This is a genomic window from Enterococcus sp. DIV0840 (assembly GCF_050527835.1).
In the GTDB taxonomy this organism is placed as follows: domain Bacteria; phylum Bacillota; class Bacilli; order Lactobacillales; family Enterococcaceae; genus Enterococcus_L; species Enterococcus_L ureasiticus.
The window spans coordinates 1248413-1266999 of the sequence record NZ_CP172876.1 but is presented as its reverse complement, the minus strand read 5'-3'; the positions used below and the strand labels follow the sequence as shown (position 1 = coordinate 1266999).

13 protein-coding genes are annotated in these 18587 nt (G+C 34.8%); 5 read left to right on the top strand and 8 right to left on the bottom strand.

The features are described from left to right. Window positions 1–124 precede the first annotated feature (124 nt). The gene (locus IGL98_RS05955; RefSeq protein WP_206912352.1) at window positions 125–709 is read left to right on the top strand and encodes a CYTH domain-containing protein; all 585 of its coding nucleotides are present in this window, start codon (window positions 125–127) and stop codon (window positions 707–709) included. Between the two features lie 117 nt (window positions 710–826). Continuing rightward, window positions 827–1477 (top strand): ClpXP adapter SpxH family protein, encoded by a 651-nt coding sequence (locus IGL98_RS05950; RefSeq protein ID WP_069645230.1) that lies wholly within the window; start codon window positions 827–829, stop codon window positions 1475–1477. Window positions 1478–1520: 43 nt separating this feature from the next. Here IGL98_RS05950 and pepF read toward each other — a convergent pair whose 3' ends face one another. The 4 genes from pepF to spxA all read right to left on the bottom strand — a co-directional run bounded on the left by pepF (window position 1521) and on the right by spxA (window position 5968). Beyond that, window positions 1521–3338: an oligoendopeptidase F gene (gene pepF, locus IGL98_RS05945; RefSeq protein WP_206844318.1), complete on the bottom strand. Its 1818-nt coding sequence runs from the start codon at window positions 3336–3338 to the stop codon at window positions 1521–1523. A 36-nt stretch (window positions 3339–3374) separates the two neighbouring features. Then, window positions 3375–4565, bottom strand: coding sequence for a competence protein CoiA (locus tag IGL98_RS05940; RefSeq protein WP_206844320.1), 1191 nt, complete (start codon window positions 4563–4565; stop codon window positions 3375–3377). Window positions 4566–4660: 95 nt separating this feature from the next. Next, a complete protein-coding gene (locus IGL98_RS05935) occupies window positions 4661–5311 on the bottom strand; it encodes an adaptor protein MecA (protein WP_206844325.1) in 651 nt (216 codons plus the stop codon). A gap of 258 nt (window positions 5312–5569) precedes the next feature. After that, window positions 5570–5968 carry a transcriptional regulator SpxA gene (gene spxA, locus IGL98_RS05930; RefSeq protein WP_010760718.1) on the bottom strand — a complete coding sequence of 133 codons (399 nt, stop codon included), beginning with the start codon at window positions 5966–5968 and terminating at the stop codon, window positions 5570–5572. A 364-nt stretch (window positions 5969–6332) separates the two neighbouring features. On the opposite strand from spxA, the gene trpS reads away from it, so the two are divergent. Then, window positions 6333–7349, top strand: a complete 1017-nt coding sequence (gene trpS / locus IGL98_RS05925; protein WP_206912353.1) for a tryptophan--tRNA ligase — start codon at window positions 6333–6335, stop codon at window positions 7347–7349. A gap of 117 nt (window positions 7350–7466) precedes the next feature. Here the strand turns inward: trpS and IGL98_RS05920 are convergent, their stop codons facing one another. Beyond that, entirely contained in the window at window positions 7467–9182 is a 1716-nt protein-coding gene (locus IGL98_RS05920; protein WP_206912355.1) for an ABC transporter ATP-binding protein, read from the bottom strand. Window positions 9183–9470: 288 nt separating this feature from the next. On the opposite strand from IGL98_RS05920, the gene IGL98_RS05915 reads away from it, so the two are divergent. Together IGL98_RS05915 and IGL98_RS05910 are read left to right on the top strand one after the other, a co-directional pair. Next, window positions 9471–9746: a hypothetical protein gene (locus IGL98_RS05915; RefSeq protein WP_206912358.1), complete on the top strand. Its 276-nt coding sequence runs from the start codon at window positions 9471–9473 to the stop codon at window positions 9744–9746. A gap of 483 nt (window positions 9747–10229) precedes the next feature. Further along, complete coding sequence (locus IGL98_RS05910) at window positions 10230–10940, top strand: HAD family hydrolase (protein ID WP_069645237.1); 711 nt, start codon at window positions 10230–10232, stop codon at window positions 10938–10940. A 52-nt stretch (window positions 10941–10992) separates the two neighbouring features. Here IGL98_RS05910 and IGL98_RS05905 read toward each other — a convergent pair whose 3' ends face one another. Genes IGL98_RS05905 through IGL98_RS05895 form a run of 3 tightly spaced genes read right to left on the bottom strand, consistent with a single transcriptional unit; the run spans window position 10993 to window position 18495 of the window. Beyond that, window positions 10993–14190 carry a DEAD/DEAH box helicase gene (locus tag IGL98_RS05905; protein WP_206912366.1) on the bottom strand — a complete coding sequence of 1066 codons (3198 nt, stop codon included), beginning with the start codon at window positions 14188–14190 and terminating at the stop codon, window positions 10993–10995. Between the two features lie 20 nt (window positions 14191–14210). Continuing rightward, window positions 14211–17354: an AAA family ATPase gene (locus IGL98_RS05900; RefSeq protein ID WP_206912368.1), complete on the bottom strand. Its 3144-nt coding sequence runs from the start codon at window positions 17352–17354 to the stop codon at window positions 14211–14213. A gap of 1 nt (window position 17355) precedes the next feature. After that, window positions 17356–18495: an exonuclease SbcCD subunit D gene (locus IGL98_RS05895; protein WP_206844341.1), complete on the bottom strand. Its 1140-nt coding sequence runs from the start codon at window positions 18493–18495 to the stop codon at window positions 17356–17358. Between the last annotated feature and the right edge of the window lie 92 nt (window positions 18496–18587).

Genomic DNA, 18587 nt, shown 5'->3' with positions numbered 1-18587 from the left:
TTGAGAAATTGTCTATAATTTTTCGACAATAGCGAATTTTTTAACTTCTAGTTCACTTTTCTTGACGTAAATGGGTAAAGTATGCAAAAATTGAATTAAATTAAAGAAGGTGGGTCAAACAACAGTGAGTGAAAATTTAGAAATAGAATTTAAAACATTATTATCTATCGAAGAGTTTTCCCGTACTATTGACTACTTTCAACTAAAAGAAGAACAATTTTTTACACAAACCAATTATTATTTTGATTCAGCCGATTTTCAACTAAAAAAGAAACATATCGGTTTAAGAGTTCGTACACTACCAAATAATGCAGAAATCACTTTGAAAATACCTGAAAAAGTTGGCCTACTTGAAATTAACGATGCACTTTCTATTGAAGAAGCTCATCGGATCGTTGAATCGGCTACACTTCCAAATTCTGGAAATGTTTACAACAAGTTAACTAATTTAGGAATCAACAAAGATGATTTACGTTTAATCGGCAGCCTAACAACTAAACGTGCAGAAATAAAACTTCCCCAAGGTTTACTCGCGCTAGATGAAAGTTGGTACAATGAGCAGCATGATTTTGAATTGGAATTAGAAGTTGATGACGCTGTTAATGGAAAGAGAGATTTTCTTGCCTTATTGGATACTTTAACTATCAAAGAATCCCCGTCACCAAACAAAATCCAACGGATGATGCTAAGCTCAAATGAAAAAGATTAAGAAGTTATTATAGTGAAAACATATCATTTCATTTTTCCCAGATTTTCTGATAAATTAGGGACACTTAGTTGAGAAATGATGTCTAGTCGCAAAAGGGTCAAATTGGAGGAAGTATGAATGATTGAAATTTATCTGTTCGTTAATCCTTTGGGGGGCATTTGTCTCAACGTAGAAAAGGATATTTTAAAATTGGTTGAAACTGAAAACAAAAAAATTCAATTTCGTTTCATCCCACTCGTCAATATGAGAACTATTAACCATCTTATAAAGTTATTTGATATTCCAACACATGATATTGAACAACGTAATCAATTGTTTGAAGATATTTATTCAGCTGCATTAGATTATAAAGCAGCACAATTACAAGGAAAGAAAAAAGGACGCCATCTACTTCTTGGCTTACAAAAAGCTGTTGCAGTAGATAACATTCCCTACTCTTCAGAACTAGCTGAAAAACTAGTAGTCGAAGCTGGCGGCGATTTAGATATGTTTAAAGCCGATCGTCAATCTGATTTTGTAAAAGAATCTTTTCAAACGGATCAACAAATTGCTCGTGAAATGGGAATTGCAAAACATCCTTCCGCAGTAGTTTACAATTATACTTGTGATCGTGATTTCGGCGTACTCGTAGAAGATTGTGAATCCATGGATGAAATCAAAAGACTTTGTGAAACATCTGAAGATAATCTACAGTATTTTCATGAGAAATTTGAATTAAACCATTATAATGAACCTCGAGTTCCACACGGACATTTGCATTTACTTTAAAAAATAAACTGCTTCTCTCACTTATTAAGAGAAGCAGTTTATTTTATTGTTCTAAAGACGCGACAAGCGCTTCGAGCTCACCTAATCTTGTTTCAAAGACATGCATCGCATCTTCTATATATTGCGGTTTTGTCATATCTACTCCAGCTTTTTTCATTACTTCTATTGGATAATCACTGCTACCTGACTTCAAATAAGTCAAATAGTTTTCCAACGCAAGCGGCTCATTGGCCAAAATTTTATTTGCTAAAGCTGATGCAGCTGAAAAACCTGTTGCATACTGATAGACATAGTAATTATAATAAAAATGAGGAATACGTGACCACTCTAAAGAAATTTCAGGATCTTTCATCACTTCAGGACCATAATATTTCTGATTTAACTCCCCATAATAATCGCCCAAATACTCACTAGTTAACGGTGTTCCCTTCGCATCTTCAGTATGAATAAAATGTTCAAATTCAGCAAATTGTGTTTGACGGAAAATGGTGCCTTTAAAACCATCTAAATAATGATTTAATACATATGCACGAATTCGAGGATCCGTTTCTGTTTCTAATAAATATTCTGTTAAAAGATTTTCATTAGTTGTTGAAGCAATTTCCGCTAAGAAAATAGAATAATCTCCATAAACATAAGGCTGATTATTACGCGTGAAATAACTATGAACACTATGACCCATTTCATGAACTAACGTGTACAATTGATCTAAACTATCGTGCCAGTTCATTAAGATGTAAGGCGCTGTATCGTAAGCACCAGATGAATAGGCTCCACTACGTTTCCCTTGATTTTCAACAACATCGATCCAACGGTCATTGAATGCCGTTTTCACTATATTTAAATATTCCTCACCCATCGGATTTAAGGCAGTGATTGCTTTATCTTTTGCTTCTTCATACGAATATTTGATTGAAGCCTCACCCAAGATCGGCGTGTACATGTCATACATGTGAAGTTCATCTAATTTCAATAAACGTTTACGTAAAGACACATAACGATGCAGTAATGGTAGGTTTTGATTCACCACATCTATTAATGTATCATAAACACTTTCCGGTATATGGTTATTGCTTAACGCAGCTTCTCTTGCAGAAGAATAGTTGCGAACTTTAGCCTTATAATTGTGAGCCTTCACATGTGAACTCAACGTTTGGGCAAAGGTATTTTTGAATTGGTCATAAACAGTATAAAGACCCTTAAATGCTTCTTCACGAACACTTCTATCGATATTTTCCATTAACTGTCCATACATGCCGTGAGTCAGCTGAATTTTTTCACCCTTTTCATTTTCGATCACTGGAAATTTCAAATCTGCATTATTCAAGATAGAAAAAGTATTGCTCGATGCTTCAAAAATTTCCCCGGCACCAGCTAATAATGCTTCTTGGTCAGCAGATAAAATATGTGGACGATCACTCAAAATATTTTCAATAAAATGACGGTAGATCTCTAACTTCGAATTTTCATCAAAATAGCCCCAAATCTTGTCATCACTTAAAGATAATACTTCTGGTTCAAACCACGCAACAGCTTCACTTGCTTGTGCTAATAAAGAACTGGCTCTGGCATATAAGGCTTGGTAAGTTGTATTAGTAGTGTCTTGATCATTTTTTAAATGAGCATACACATAAATTACTTCGATTTTACGATAAATACTTAATAACATCTCAATACTACCTAAAAATGCCTCGCTACCTTTCGCTAACGTTCCCTTAAACTGTTCAACTTCTTTTAATTCATCTGACAATGCTTGAAATGCTTCATCAAAAGCTTGATCGTCTTTAAAAATTTTGGTCAAGTCCCACGTTTTCTCAATTGGCAAACTCGAACGTTCTGGTAATTGCTTTGCTTCACTCATTACATCGGCTCCTTTTTAAGTTATTCTTACACAGATTTATCTTATCACATTTTTTAAAGGAGTAGCAGTTATTAGGTATTTATTTTCTATTTTTTTCAACCGCTCTTCCACTTCTGAAATCCTTTGCACAGCGTTACTTGCATTTACTTTCCAACCATTGTCAACTTTAACTAAATGATTACAAGCGATCAAATAAATAAGTATCTGATTTAAGCAATAAGTTTGAACTGTCTTAAAAGGAATATTCGGCAGCTCATAAAACAATTCAGCTGATTGGTCCAACTCCTTCTTTAACATTTGAATCAATTCTAAATGCCTAAAAACATTCTGATCAAAAAACTGTACCAAATTCCAAATTCGAACTTTCAACAACATATCCGACCCTCTACAACAGAAAATATGAAGACCTGGATAATAAAACCAATTTGGCAATTGAAGTAGATGAAAACGATTGTTATATAATTCAGCTTGAAGCATTCTTATCTTCTCATCTCTCGTATATAATTTTCTATTCAACTCGGAATAATACTCTTGTATCAGCACTCCGATTTTAAATTTTCGTTGAATATACATTTTCGGTTTCTTAGGAAAATCAAAAATTTTTAGTAAACGATCACTATAAAAAGTCCAGCTTTTTTTTAAAGAGTACATTCTCTTTTTCCAATCCTCTTCGATATGTACATGCAAACTTAATTCTTCTTTTTCCCAATCCGCTGCCCACAAATAAAAACCTAATCCATCAGAATAATAACACAGGTTTTTAGCTAATTCGTTTAAAGTTTGGCGATTAGAAAATAACTTTTTACCACAGATCCAAATCGGAATATAGCCATGTTTTTGATAGCTGCTGGTTCGTTCAATTAATCGTTGTGTGCTTAAGGGACTGCACTGAATCTCTAATGCAATATTCCCTATCAAAAGGTCTGGACGCTGATTCAAGTCAGGTAAATATTTTTCTAGTTCATATTCAATATCTTCTTTCTCACACCACTTCACAAAAGCTTCTTTTAGTGCCAAATGTTCTACCGTCTCACCTTCTGAATAAATACTGCAAGTGCTGTTACTATAATGAGAAAAATGCGGTAATTTAACCTTCCCATTCTTTATCCGAACAGGATGACTGCATGCTGGACAAAAATAATTCTTGCCTTTTAGTTGCTCGATCTTTTCTCTAGATAAATTCAACAATGTTACCACTTCTTTGTCTTTTGAATATGCATTCAACATATAACTCACCTCATAATTAAGATACGCAGAAAAAATGTTGATTCATCAAAAAAACTGAGACAAAGCACAATCGCTTTGTCCCAGTTTTTTAAAGTTTAATCAAAGTAGTATCTTGTTAACTCCAAGGCATTACGTTCCATGATACATGTTCCGTATTCAGTCAATGTCTCAGATGTCACCGCAGATAAATCCGCAAATTCCAATAACTGAGCTAATTCATTTTCTACATCCGTTTTGCCTAATTCATCCAATAAGAAAATAACTTGGAGATAATATGTTCCTTTAAATGTATATAAATTCGCTATAACAGACTGCAAGAATACTTCATTTGCTAATTGGACCATTGTATCAAAATCATTAAGTTCAAACACTAAATTTTTTACTGTGCTATCAGCAAATTCCTGTGTTTCATCAGCAAAATCTTCTTCGATTTGTTTACGAATTATATTACTAACTTCTTCTGAATTAAGATCGTTAAAGCCTTCAAAATTAGATACTTCATCAATTGATGCATTCTTACTAATAAATAGTTCCAATCCATCACTTTTTGGCAGAACCTGAAAGGTAACAGCTTCACTGCCCTGAAATTCATCTTCCACATCAACTTCTTCTAAAATACTGTAGAAAAAGTTCTCTACTTCTTTGTGATTGCCGAGTAAATCTAAAAAGGTGATTCCTCTATCAGCTAAATCTTCATTGCCGATCAACACACGTATGGTATTTTCATTGATATGTTCCATTTCCATGTCGCTACACCTCACTTTTGCTAATCAGGAAACTTATTCTTACGTACATTGTAGCGGAATCACGCCAAATGTAAAGGGAAAAGTAACAATATTCTTAAATAAACTGCTGTCTTAGTATATTCCTAAAAAGTTGTCTTATATACTTATATGCTCTTTTTTTATAATTATTTTAAAAAAAGAAATAAATAACTTGCTATGTAGAAAATAATAGAAAAAGAAAACCTTTGTCACAAGGACAAAGGTTCTCCTTTTTACATTTTATAAACCTGCCATCAATTGCGCTTGACGTAATTCCAACTGCCTAACTCCTCTTGGCAAGAAACGTCGAATTTCATCCTCATTAAAACCAACCTGTAATCTTTTTTCATCAATCATTATTGGTCGACGCAACAATCCAGGATTCTCTTTTACTAACTCTAGCAAGTCCTGCAAAGGAAGTTCATCCAAATCCATATTAAGTTTTTGGAAAACTTTAGAACGAGTAGAGATAATCTCCTCTGTTCCATCTTCTGTCATTCGCAAAATTGCTTTCAATTCAGAAATATTCAATGGTTCTGAGAAGATATTTCTTTCCTTGAATGGAATCTCGTGTTCTTGCAACCATGCACGAGCCTTACGGCAAGACGTACAACTTGGGGAAGTATAAAGTGTCAACATGTGCATCACTCCTTTTTGTGATTCTCATCACTTTTTTGAAACAGGAAACCGAACTGTTTTCCTATTTAATGTAAGTATACCCAACTTCTAATAAAAATACTAGCTCTTTTTCCAAGAAAAAACATAATTTTTCGTTATTTTACGTGTTTTTTTAAAATATTGAAATAAAGTTCGTTTTTTTGTCATATAAAATTATAACGTTTTCAAAACATACAAAACTGATACAGCTTTGATAATCTGCTATAACTGTACTAGTCTAAAAATTCTGACATTTTATTTTTTTTTCGGTAATCCTGTTTTTTTTTATTTTTAGCTGTATAATGGTATCAATGACTTTTTAATAATAGATTAAGGTGGTTACTTTATGGAAACAATTTTTTCTGGTATTCAGCCTAGCGGAATACCAACAATTGGAAATTATATTGGTGCAATGAAACAATTTATTGAATTACAAAATAATTATAACTGTTATTTTTGTATTGTTAATGAACATGCAATCACAGTTCCACAAGATCCTTTGAAGCTTCGTCAACAGACACGTGGTTTAGCAGCTCTGTATCTAGCTGTAGGGCTTGATCCTGAAAAAGCAACAATCTTTATTCAATCTGAGGTTTCGGCTCATGCTGAGGCTGCATGGATTATTCAGTGCAATACAACTATCGGTGAATTAGAGCGTATGACTCAATTTAAAGATAAATCACAAAAAAATGGTCGTACAGGGGTGAGCGCTGGTCTTTTAACGTATCCACCTTTAATGGTAGGAGACATTGTTTTGTATAATGCAAACCTTGTTCCTGTGGGAGATGACCAAAAACAGCACTTAGAATTGACACGAGATTTTGTAGAACGATTCAATAAACGTTATGGACAAGCAAATCAAGAAATTCTAGTTCTTCCAGAAGTAAAAATCGCTGAACAAGGCGGACGCGTGATGAGCTTACAGGATCCAACTAGTAAAATGAGTAAATCAGATTCAAATGCTAAAGGTTTTATTTCAATGCTAGATGAGCCAACTATCATCCGCAAAAAAATCAAATCGGCCGTAACTGATTCCACAGGAATCATTGAATATGATCCAGAAAACAAACCAGGTATTTCTAATTTACTAAATATCTTCTCTGCTGCTACAGGTCGTCCTGTAGACGAATTAGTTGAAGCATATGCAGGAAAAGGGTATGGCGACTTTAAATCTGATTTAGCTGAAGCAGTCGTTGACTTACTGACTCCAATTCAAGAGCGTTATCATGCATTACTCGCTTCTGATGAACTAGATGACATCCTTGATAAAGGTGCTGAACAAGCTCGCCTAGTTGCTAATAAAACATTACAGCGAATGAAAAATGCCATTGGTCTAGAAAGAAAACCTCGTAAAAGATCTTAAAAAAGAGCCCGGAACAAAACTAGAAATCAGTTTTGTTTCGGGCTCTAAATACGAATAAACGGTGAGAAAAAAGCAGCTCCTTCAGAAATAAACACTTTTGTCTCGTCCTCTTTTTTATTAGTCTCTGAATTGTGCATCATGCAATCGACGATAATGTCCACCTTTTGCAAGTAATTCTTCATGCGTTCCTTCTTCTAATATTCCTTTGTCACTGACTACAATGATCCTTGTCGCATGTTTGATCGTTGCCAAGCGATGAGCAATTATTAGTGTTGTTCTGCCTTCTGCTAAAGAATTCAATGATTCTTGGATCACTTGTTCTGTTTCAGTATCTAATGCAGACGTTGCTTCATCCAAAATTAAAATCGGCGGATTTTTTAGAAACATACGAGCAATTGCTACCCGTTGTTTTTGTCCACCAGAAAGTTTAACCCCTCGCTCACCGATCATCGTATCTAAACCATCCGACATTTGATCGACTACTTTTTCTAAATGAGCTAACTTTACAGCTTTTTGGATTTCTTCTTCTGTTGCATCAAGTTTACCATAAGCAATATTTTCCCGAATCGTTCCAGGAAATAAGAAAACATCTTGTTGGACAATCCCGATTTGACTTCTCAATGAAGTTAGTGTCATGTCTTGAACATTGATTCCGTCAATGGTAATTTGCCCTTCTGTTACTTCATAAAAGCGCGGTAACAAGTTACATAGTGTTGTTTTTCCTGAACCACTTTGTCCTACAAACGCAACCGTTTCACCAGGTACGATTTGCATATTGATATGATTCAATACTTTCGTAGAATCAGCATAAGAAAATGAAACATCATCATAGATAATATCACCATGCAAATGATCCACCGTTATTGCATCAGGCTTATCTTGAATTGCAGGCTTCTTATCGATTTCTTCAGTAAATCGTCTAAATCCAGCGATTCCTTTTGGATAGCTTTCGATCATATTATTGACTTTTTCAATTGGACGAATAAACACATTCGATAATAGAATAAATCCAACAAATTGGCCATCTGTAATTTCGCCTTTAATCGTATAATATGCACCAAAAATCAGTGTAAACAAATTGATTAAACGAATTAAAAAGTAATTGTACGCCGAACTAATTCCCATCACTCTATAGAATGTGATTTTTGATTGGCGGTATGCTTGATTTAACCCTTCAAAGCGTTGACGCTCAAATGGCTCGTTAGCAAAAGACTGTGTCACACGAATTCCACTGACTGAAGCTTCAACTCCCGCATTAAATTCACCAAGGTTATCGTAAATTTTTGTATTGACCTTTGTCATTTTCTTATTGAAAAAAACCAAGGCGATTGTAATAAATGGCAATACAATAAACGTAGCCAAAGCTAGCTGTACATGAATTCGAAGCATTAAGTAAAATGCCCCAACTAAAGTCATTACTGTGATAAATACATCTTCTGGTCCATGATGAGCAACTTCAGAAATTTCAAATAAATCTGTTGTTAAACGGCTCATCAATTTCCCAGTCTTTTGATTGTCGTAATATTCAAACGGTTGCGTCTGTAAATGACCATAAAGTTCACGACGCATATCGGTTTCAATATTTACCCCCAATTTATGACCAAAAAATACCACAATATACTGTAAAAAGGTATTAAGTATATAAAATAAAAGCAAACCGATACAGGCTAAGGCAATCAATCTAAAATTTCCCTTAGGCATGATTTTATCGATAACTTGATTCACAACAACTGGAAATGATAATTCCAGTAAACCAGCTAGAACAGCACAACCAAAATCTAAAATAAATAAGTGCTTATATGGTCTATAATAACTAAAAAATCGTTTTAACATAAACTCCCCTTTCTTATGACACTATGACTATTATACGCAAAGAAAGAAGAGTATGCAAAGTTTGAACGCCCTTAATTTTTCACAAAAAAAGAAAAAAATTGTTGGATCAAAAGCAACTTTTCTACCAAGTTCCTTCAAAAAAGAGGTTTCGTTTTATTGACTAATATCCCCAAAATATAATACTAATAAACGGAATTTCATATTGATAATTTGTTATTTTAACTTTATTATAGTTAGGAATATGTTGGTAATTCAAAGTTTTGGTTTATTATTTTAAGGAGTGTTTAAGTGAAAACAGCAAAATTAGTTATTGGTATTATTAGTATTATTTTGTCGTTATTCGTCCTATTTCAATCTTGTGTCGTAGGAATCGTTGCGTTTACAACTCGAAGTTTTCCTGGTAATGGAGTTTTTGTGGCAGCTGGGTTTTATATTGCCGGAGGGATCATCGCCTTTTTACTTGCAGGTGGATATGGTGATTTCTATATCTGGTCAGTACTATCGATTATTTTTGGTGCAATCTTCGCTATTTGGGATACAAAAAAGGAACTAACGTCACAGTAAAAAATGGGTAGAAGACATTCTTACCAGTTTTTTATACATTTTGAAAAGCGCTAGCAAGTGTTATGTCAATCACTTGAAAATATAAAAACTATTTGTTAAATTAGAGGTATACATGTACATCATAAAAAACACCGATGAGTTGCTTATGTCTTGGGGAAGATAGGCCTGATCGGTGTTTCTGTTTTTTATTATACTAAATGTAGGATTTTTTTTCTACTTCAAAAATTTACTATCGACATTACTTTTTTGAAGAATAAATTTTCAAAATATGTTTTTTTATTCGCTTTATGGTTAAGAAATCACTTTTTTTCTATGTTTTAATTTACTGAGCTTGCTTGAGAATCTCTGCCTCATTATTCCTACCTTGTCAGCTTTCTAATCTAAATTAAAATTTTCTTTCTGTTCTTTTGTGAAAAAGTTCGCTACAATGGAAAAGGATTTTGAAAATTTTTCTGAAAATTATTAAGGGGTGCACTATTTTTAATGAAAACTATTGTTTTTGATGTTGATGATACAATTTACGACCAGCAACAACCTTTTAGAAACGCAATCAAATCAGTCTTTCCTTGTGTGAAAGATGAAGACATGCATGCATTATATATTCGCTTTCGTTTTCATAGCGATGAAACCTTTCCAAAGGTCATGGCGAATGAATGGACTCTTGAGTATATGCGTTTTTTCCGAATCAATGAATCGCTAAAAGATCTAAATTATCCAACTGTTTCACAAGAAGATGGACTTACTTTCCAAAAAACATACGAAGATGAATTGGATAATATCGTGATGCATCCAGAAGTAAAAAAAGTCTTTGATTTCTTAAAAGAGAAAAACATTCCGATGGGAATCATTACAAATGGCCCTACAGATCATCAATTTAAAAAAGTAAAACAGCTTCAATTAGAAAATTGGGTACCAACTGACAACATTATTATTTCTCAAAGTACTGGCTTTCAAAAACCAGAAAGAGAAATTTTTGATTTAGCTGCAAAAGAGTTTGGCATGGACTGCGAACGTACATTGTATGTCGGAGATAGCTTTGAAAATGATATTGCAGGTGCTAAAAATGGTGGCTGGAAATCTTTATGGTTCAATCATCGTCTACGTGAAATGCCTAGTGATGAAGAAGCTTATCATATTAAAGAAGTTACCTCATTTGATGATTTGTTCCCTACGATTCAATCATTATTTTCATAAAAAAATGCAACGTATGCTTAGTTTTTTCTCTAAGTCTACGCTGCATTTTTCCTTATTCACCAATACTCAAGATCATTCGAATATCATCTTCAGTCATTTTTGCTAACTGCTCTTCGTTTCCTTGGATCACTTTTTGGAACAGTTCACGTTTCTCCTGCTGTAAGGAGTCCATTTTTTCTTCAACGGTACCTTCTGCAATCATTCGCCACACTTCTACAACATTTTTTTGGCCGATTCGGTGTGCGCGTCCGGCTGCTTGCTCTTCCACTGCTGGATTCCACCATAAATCGTAAAGAATCACAGTATCAGCACCTGTTAAGTTTAAACCTGTTCCACCAGCTTTCAATGAAATCAAGAAGACATCCTTTTCACCCGCATTAAACGCATCTGCCATTTCCATCCGTTCTTTAGGTTTCGTACTTCCTCTTAAATAGAATGTCGATAAGTCTAATTCATGCAACTCTTTTTCAATGATTGACAACATACTTGTAAATTGAGAAAAAAGCAACACACGTCGATTGTTTTCTTTAGCAGCTACTAGCAAGTCTTTGACCTGCTCTAATTTCCCAGAACCACCAGTGTAATCATCAATGAACAAGCTTGGATCACAACAAATTTGGCGTAAACGAGTCAATCCTGCTAAAATACTCAAGCGATTCTTCTTAAAGGAATCCTGATCCATTTGGCTGACATCTTCTTGCATTTGTTTTAGATACGCTAAGTAAACTGTTTTTTGTTCTTCTGTAAGAACACTGTACAAATTACTTTCGATCTTATCAGGCAAGTCTGCCAATACTGTTTTCTTATCTCGTCTTAAAATAAACGGCTGGATCATTTTAGCAATTTCTTCTGGCTTCATTGATCTAAATAGAGTTTTCGATGGGAATAAGCCCGGTATGATCATTTGGAAAATCGACCACAGCTCATCTAAATTATTTTCGATCGGTGTTCCACTTAAGGCAAACCGTTGTGGGACTGTCAAACTTTTTAAGGCTTGAGCTGTTTTGGTTCCACTATTCTTCACCATTTGGGCTTCATCTAAAATCAAATAACCTAAATTCAGTCCTTGATACATATCAATATCTTGTCTAAGACTAGCATATGAGGTGATCAATACATCAAGATTTTCTTGATTTGCCAACTTTTCACGTTCTGATTTATTTCCAGCAACAACTTCTGCTTGCAGATCCGGAGCAAATTTCTTTAGTTCCGCTGCCCAGTTATAAATCAGACTGGCAGGTGCCACGATCAACGCTGCTCCTGTTTGCTTTTGTTCTTCTTTTTCAGATAATAAATAGGTGATCGTTTGAAGTGTTTTCCCAAGACCCATTTCATCCGCTAAAATACCGCCAAATTGATAATAGCTAAGCATTTTTAGCCATTTAAAGCCGTCGATTTGATAGCTTCTAAGTGTTGCTTGGATTTTTTCAGGTAACACAGCTTCAAAGTTTTCTGGATGAGTTAGATTTGAAACCATTTCTTTAAAAGAGTCTGAAAAATGTGCTCTAGTATTGTTTTCAAGCATACTTTCGATCATTAAACCTTGATTTCTGGGTACTTGAATCGTTCCCTGAACATTCTTCATATTCTTTCTCAACATCGTCAAAACTTCACTTGTCTGCTGAAATTCTTCTGAATCTAACGATAGAACTTCTCCCGTCTCCAAAGTATAAAAACGATCATTTCGTAATAAACTTGCTAAAACCGCATCGATTTCCTGTTCTGCAATTCCAGTGATATCAAAACGCACATCCAACCAAGAATCAGAGTCAGAAACTTCGATCAGCGGTTGATGATGAGCAGCATCTAAATATAATTCCCGCAATTTTTTCCCCATACGAACTTCACCTAAACGGCGGAAAGTCGGCACTTCTGCTTTAAAGAAATAATACAAACGTTCACCAGCCGGCAAAGATTTCTCATAACCATCGGTAACTTTTTGGTAACCGAAAGCTGTTAATTGTTCTAAAATTTCTTGTTCTTTTTTACCGTCACGCACAACTTCCTGATTCGCTCCTGAGGCAACTGAATGTTCATCATCCGTTGAAAAAACAACTTCTCCATAAGTAAAATCGACCCTAACCTTGATCATTCCTTTGATTTTGCGAAAAATAAAGATTGTTTCTAAGGGATGATAAACCACTTCTTGTGTAACTTCTTCACTGACTGTCACTGTACCTATTTTTTTCAGTAAGGGAATAACACTACCAAATAAATCAGACAACTCTGGTTTTTCATACATGATCTCAGGTTTTTCGACCCGTTTTAGTAATTGTAATAACGTCGTGTAGATTGCTTCTTGTTCTTGTTTAAAAATATAGACCTGATCTTGACTGAAACCCCATTGATAATGTGATAAAAATGTTGTTATCTGGTCATCAATCGCCAATTTATACGAACCATCTAGTTGTTTGCTTATATTAAAAAAGATCGGTAACGTTCCGTTCACAAACGAAAGGTGTCGATATTTTTTCCCCTCATCGTTCAATTGAAAATGAGGAATCAGGCTCATTTTTTCAAGTAGTTTTTGTCCTTGGTCGATCGGTAGCACAAGGTACCGCTTATCGATTTTCCCTTTGACTTGAATCCCATTAGCACCAAGTAATTGACTGGTTTGATAAATGGCAGAAAGTTGCTCTAGCAACTCTTGGTTTTCAATTGAAAAAGCTTCTTTCACTAAATCAAAATGATGCTGTTTATTGATTAAAAAACTACCTTCCTTTTGAAAGGTCTGGAAAAACTCACCAATATTTTTGATAATATAGGTTTTAGGTTTCACCCCTTGATTTCCAAGACGCAATGAAACACCTAAAACAGCTAATTCCGGATAATAACTATTCGTCTCAATAACATCGACGATATATTCAACAGTCAGCGGCGTAATTTTACTTTTTTCTTCAACTTGATTTAGCTTGGCAAACCCTTTGGTAAACATTTCTGAAATAGACACAGATCGTTTTTCAAAGGTAACAGGTTGGTCTGCTTTAATGATTCGTGACGTTCCTTTTTGACGTAAATATAACTCAACAGCCACCGTATGCTTACAATAACCGTGATCTTTCCAATATGGACATTCACAAATATCATTTTCTTTAGCCGTTCCATCTAATTGCACACGATACAGTTCATTCCCCAGAACTTCTGCGTGCCAAACTTTTCTCTCAGCGTCCTGTACGACTGACAAAACTCTGCCTTCTTTCATATAATCCCTGCCGCGTTCAACGATTCGTTCTGGAATACTCCACTTCATACTCTCACCTCCTAGACTGTTTAAGCCGTTTGATAGGTCACTTGACTTTGACCATTTCCATTTGTTTTGATTTGTAATTGCTGTGGAATCCTTGCTTTTAATTCACTTACATGGCTGATAATACCGATCATTCTTCCTTCATTTTCGATTGTTTCTAACGCCTCCATTGCCATTTCTAGGGCTTCTTCATCTAAAGAACCAAATCCTTCATCAATGAATAAAGCTTCAATTAAAACACCACCGGCCTGTTCTTGAATCACTTCAGCTAAAGACAAGGCTAAAGCTAGTGCCGCAATAAAACTTTCACCGCCAGATAATGTATGAGCACTACGTGTGCTTCCTGCATTATCATCATACACATTGATTTCAAGACCCGTTTGATTTTTATAACTCCCTGAATCTTGGTTTAATTCAAATTGATAACGATTATTCGTCAATAAACTTAAACGTTGATTGGCTACTTTTAAAACTTCTTCCAAATACGTTTGTAGGACATACCTTTCCAAACTAGTTTTTCTTGGATTATCGCCATTGACGGTTGCTGCCAATTGGTGTAAAGCTGTTACTTCTTCCCACTGCTGTTCAACTGAAACAATCAATTCTTTGACTTGTTTTTGAATCTTTTCATTGGCTTGAATTTTTTCCTGCTGTTGATAATAATTTGCTTCTTTTGCTTGAAGTGAAACGGTCAATGTTTCAATTTCCTCAAGCAAGCTTGTTATTTCAGGCTTTTCCTTATTTTCAAGCTTTTGTTCTAGTTCGGTTAATTGGAACAATAATTGATCTTTTTTCTTATCAAAAGCAGTCAATTCTTCTTTGATTGCTTCTAATTTAGGGACTTCTCTTAATAAAACACGAACTATTTTTTCGTCTAGTTCAAACCTTGATTCTTTTAAGACTGCTGAAAATTGTTTTTCCAACGATACTTTTTCAGCTAAATTTGCAGCCTGTTCTTTTGCAAGATGTTCTTCACTATTTTTTAACAACAATCGATTTTCTTTTAGTTTTCCTAATTGTTCGTCGATTTCTTGTTTTTGTGTTTCCCATTGCATTATTTGTTGTTCTAGTTGTTGTTTATCAATTTTTATTTCGATTAAAGTAAGGTTTTCAGCGCTCAATTGTTCTGAAATTGTTTTTAATTTTGTTTGATTCGCTGCTTGTTCTTGCTGTTTTTCAGTGACGATTTTTTCTTTTTCAGACACTTTATCTTGTTGCTCTTTCACTGTTTTTTCTGATTCAATGATTTTATTTTTAGCCGTTTCGATTCGTTCTAACTCATCTTCAAATTTAACCGATAAAGCCTGAAAATTGCTTGTAGTTTGTTCGATCTCGTCTAAGGTCAAAGGTTCAGTTAGAGTGACGATTTGTTTTTCTTGTAATTGTTCAAGAAGTGATCGCACTTTTCTATTTTGCAAGTCTAACTCTTTTTGTAATTCTTGTTCAGTAATCTTCGTTTGGCTTAATTGGGCTTGCAGTTTTGCAACCGCTGCTTCTTGTTTTTGTGCCGTTTGCTCAATATGATTGAGCTGATTTTCTATAGCTTGAATTTCCTCTAATGAAAACTCTTGATGTTCATTTTGATTTGGATGCTCCACTGAACCGCAAACTGGACAAGGTTCACCTTCCACTAAAAACAAGCTTAAACGGCTGATCTGCATTTTTGCCCATTGGCTTTTTTGTTCTGCAACTTGTTGGTAAATCGTCTCTTTCTCAACCACTGCTTGCTTGAGTTCTGTATTCTTATTATTCAGCTGTTCCTTGATCGCGATTTTTTTCACTTCAAGTTGTTTCTGATTTTCCCAACTTTCTAAAAAAGTCTGCCATTGTGCTTGATGACGTTCTAATTCTAACTGTTCTTTTTCAATTTGAACCTGCTTTTCTATGACAGCGAGTTCTTTTTGATACTCGTGTTCAGCTTTGATTTGTATTTCTTTTATTTTAGTCAACTTGCCCATTATTGTTTCTAGTTCTATAGAATTTTTTTTGATTGTGTTTGATACTTTTTCTTTCTCTTCATATAACGGAATTTGGAATTGTAACTGTGTGACTTTTTCTTTGATTTTATTTATTTCAGCTTCTTGATCTAAATTTTCTTTTTGCGCATTTTCCCATCGTTGGATCAGTTGCTGCTGTGTTACCTGTTCTATTTTATTTTCTTTCAGCTCTTGTTCGTAGGCTGAAATCAGTTTGGTTTTTTCATCGATTTTCTCAATCAATCCTTGATGATTTTTTACCCATTGAAGTTGTAGTTCTTCTGTTCTTAATTTCTCAATCATCTCAGTCGCTTGATCTAATTCTTCTTTTTGACTTTTAAGCTGACTTTGTTTTAAAAATTCATTGGCTAGTTCTTCTAAAGCGAATTTTTCTTGTTCTTTGCTCTGCTTTTGTTTCTGTAAAATCATTAATTCCGATTTTTCTGCAGCTTGTTGCTTGATCATCAATTCTTGCTGTTGATCTAATGCGGCTAATTGCTGCTCTACGGACAATTCTTCTAGTAATTGTTCTTGCCAATAAAGTTGATCCAATTTTGCTTGAATCATTTGTTGCGTCGCTTCAATTCCCTTATTAACTGACTTCAATTGTGTTTTTAACTGCTCGTTTAACGTCTGATACAACTGCGTACCAAATAAATTTCGTAGCACTTTTTCTTTATCGTTACTATTTGCAATCAAAAAGGTTCTAAATTCTCCTTGCGGCAAAAGAACGATCTGAGCAAATTGCGTAGCATCCAAATGCAGCAGTTCTTGAATAAAGCTATCAACTTCTCGGCGTTTCGTATATTCTCTTAGCTCTTTTCCAGAAGAATCTTTGACGATCAACGAGATCTTAGCACTTTGAGTACGAGTCCCATCTCCGCGTTTTTTATAAAGTTCTTGTTCTGGTTTTCTAGTAATATCATAAAAATAGTCCCCATGAGAAAAAGCCAAATGAACCTCTGTTGGCTCCGATGGATCAGCAAAAGTCGAACGCATTTCTTTGCCTTGTCGTAACTTTCCGGAGCTTTCACCAAATAAAGCATAGCTCATCCCATCAAAAATCGTGGTCTTCCCTGAACCCGTCTTACCACTGATCAAAAATAGTGACGAGTCTTCAAACTTATTAAAGTCAATCGTTTCAGCAATATAAGGTCCAAAGTTTTTTAATGTTAATGTTAATGGTTTCAACTTATTTCCCTCTTTCTGCTTGATGAAGCGCTGCTAAATTGTCATTGATCCAAACCTGTTGTTGAGGGGTCATCTCTTCTCCCGTTACTTCTGAAAAAAATTGATCTACTAATTCAATAGGTGCTAAGGTTTTGATTTCCTTTTTTGTTTCATTATTTTTCTGTTGTTCTTCTCTTCCAAATAAACGTTCGACACCGATCACTCTTGGATAAATTTGTCGTAGCTGATTCATCATGTTAGGAATTACAGCACGATCTGTCAATTGAATATGTAAATAATTTTCACGATCGATCGACTCATAAAACGCTTGTGCAGTCAGATCTTTAAAACTGCCTTCGATTTGTACGACGTCCCTTAGCGGTGTGATTTCTTTAAATTCAAATCTTGTTTCATCAACCTCAGTATCAACGATCCAAACCCCTTTTTTCTGGTTCATTTCAGATAGTGAAAATTTTAATGGTGACCCACTATATCGTGCATTTTCGGCCTGCAACGCTTTTTTCCCATGTAAGTGACCTAACGCGACATAGTCGAAAGACTCCAGTAACGATAACGGTACTGTATCCAAGCCGCCGACCATCAATTTTGTTTCCGAATCAGACTTTTCACTGCCAGCTACAAAAAAATGACTGACTAAAACATGTGCCATATCAGGTTTGAATTTTTTCTCCATCGCTGTAACGACTTCTTTCATTCCATGTTCAATTGTCCGGATTTCTTCATTATCAAAATATAGCCGAGCAGAAATCGGTTCAAAATAAGGCAATAGAAAAAATTGTGTGTTCCCCATTTCCACAGGTTCAAACGCCTGATCCAAACGAGTATTCAAATGAAAATCTGACTGGACAAACCACGGCCCTCCCGTTTCTAAACGGGTACTGCTGTCATGATTTCCCGAAATTGCCAACACTGGAAATTTTTCTTGTAAATTCATTTCTACGATCATTCGATTGAAGACTTCGATTGCTTCAACGGAAGGAACTGAGCGATCATATAGATCACCTGCAACGACTATTGCGTCCACTTTTTCCTTTTTAGCGATCTTTAGAATCTGTTGGAATGCATCTGCTTGCTCTTCTAATAAATCGTATCCATGTAATTTCTTGCCAATATGCCAATCTGCTGTATGTAAAAATCGCATTTTCCCACCACCTAAAAAAGTCCTTCTTACTATTATACCAAATTTACGGAGAAATATATGGTTCAAACGTATAGAATTTTTTAAACTAAAAA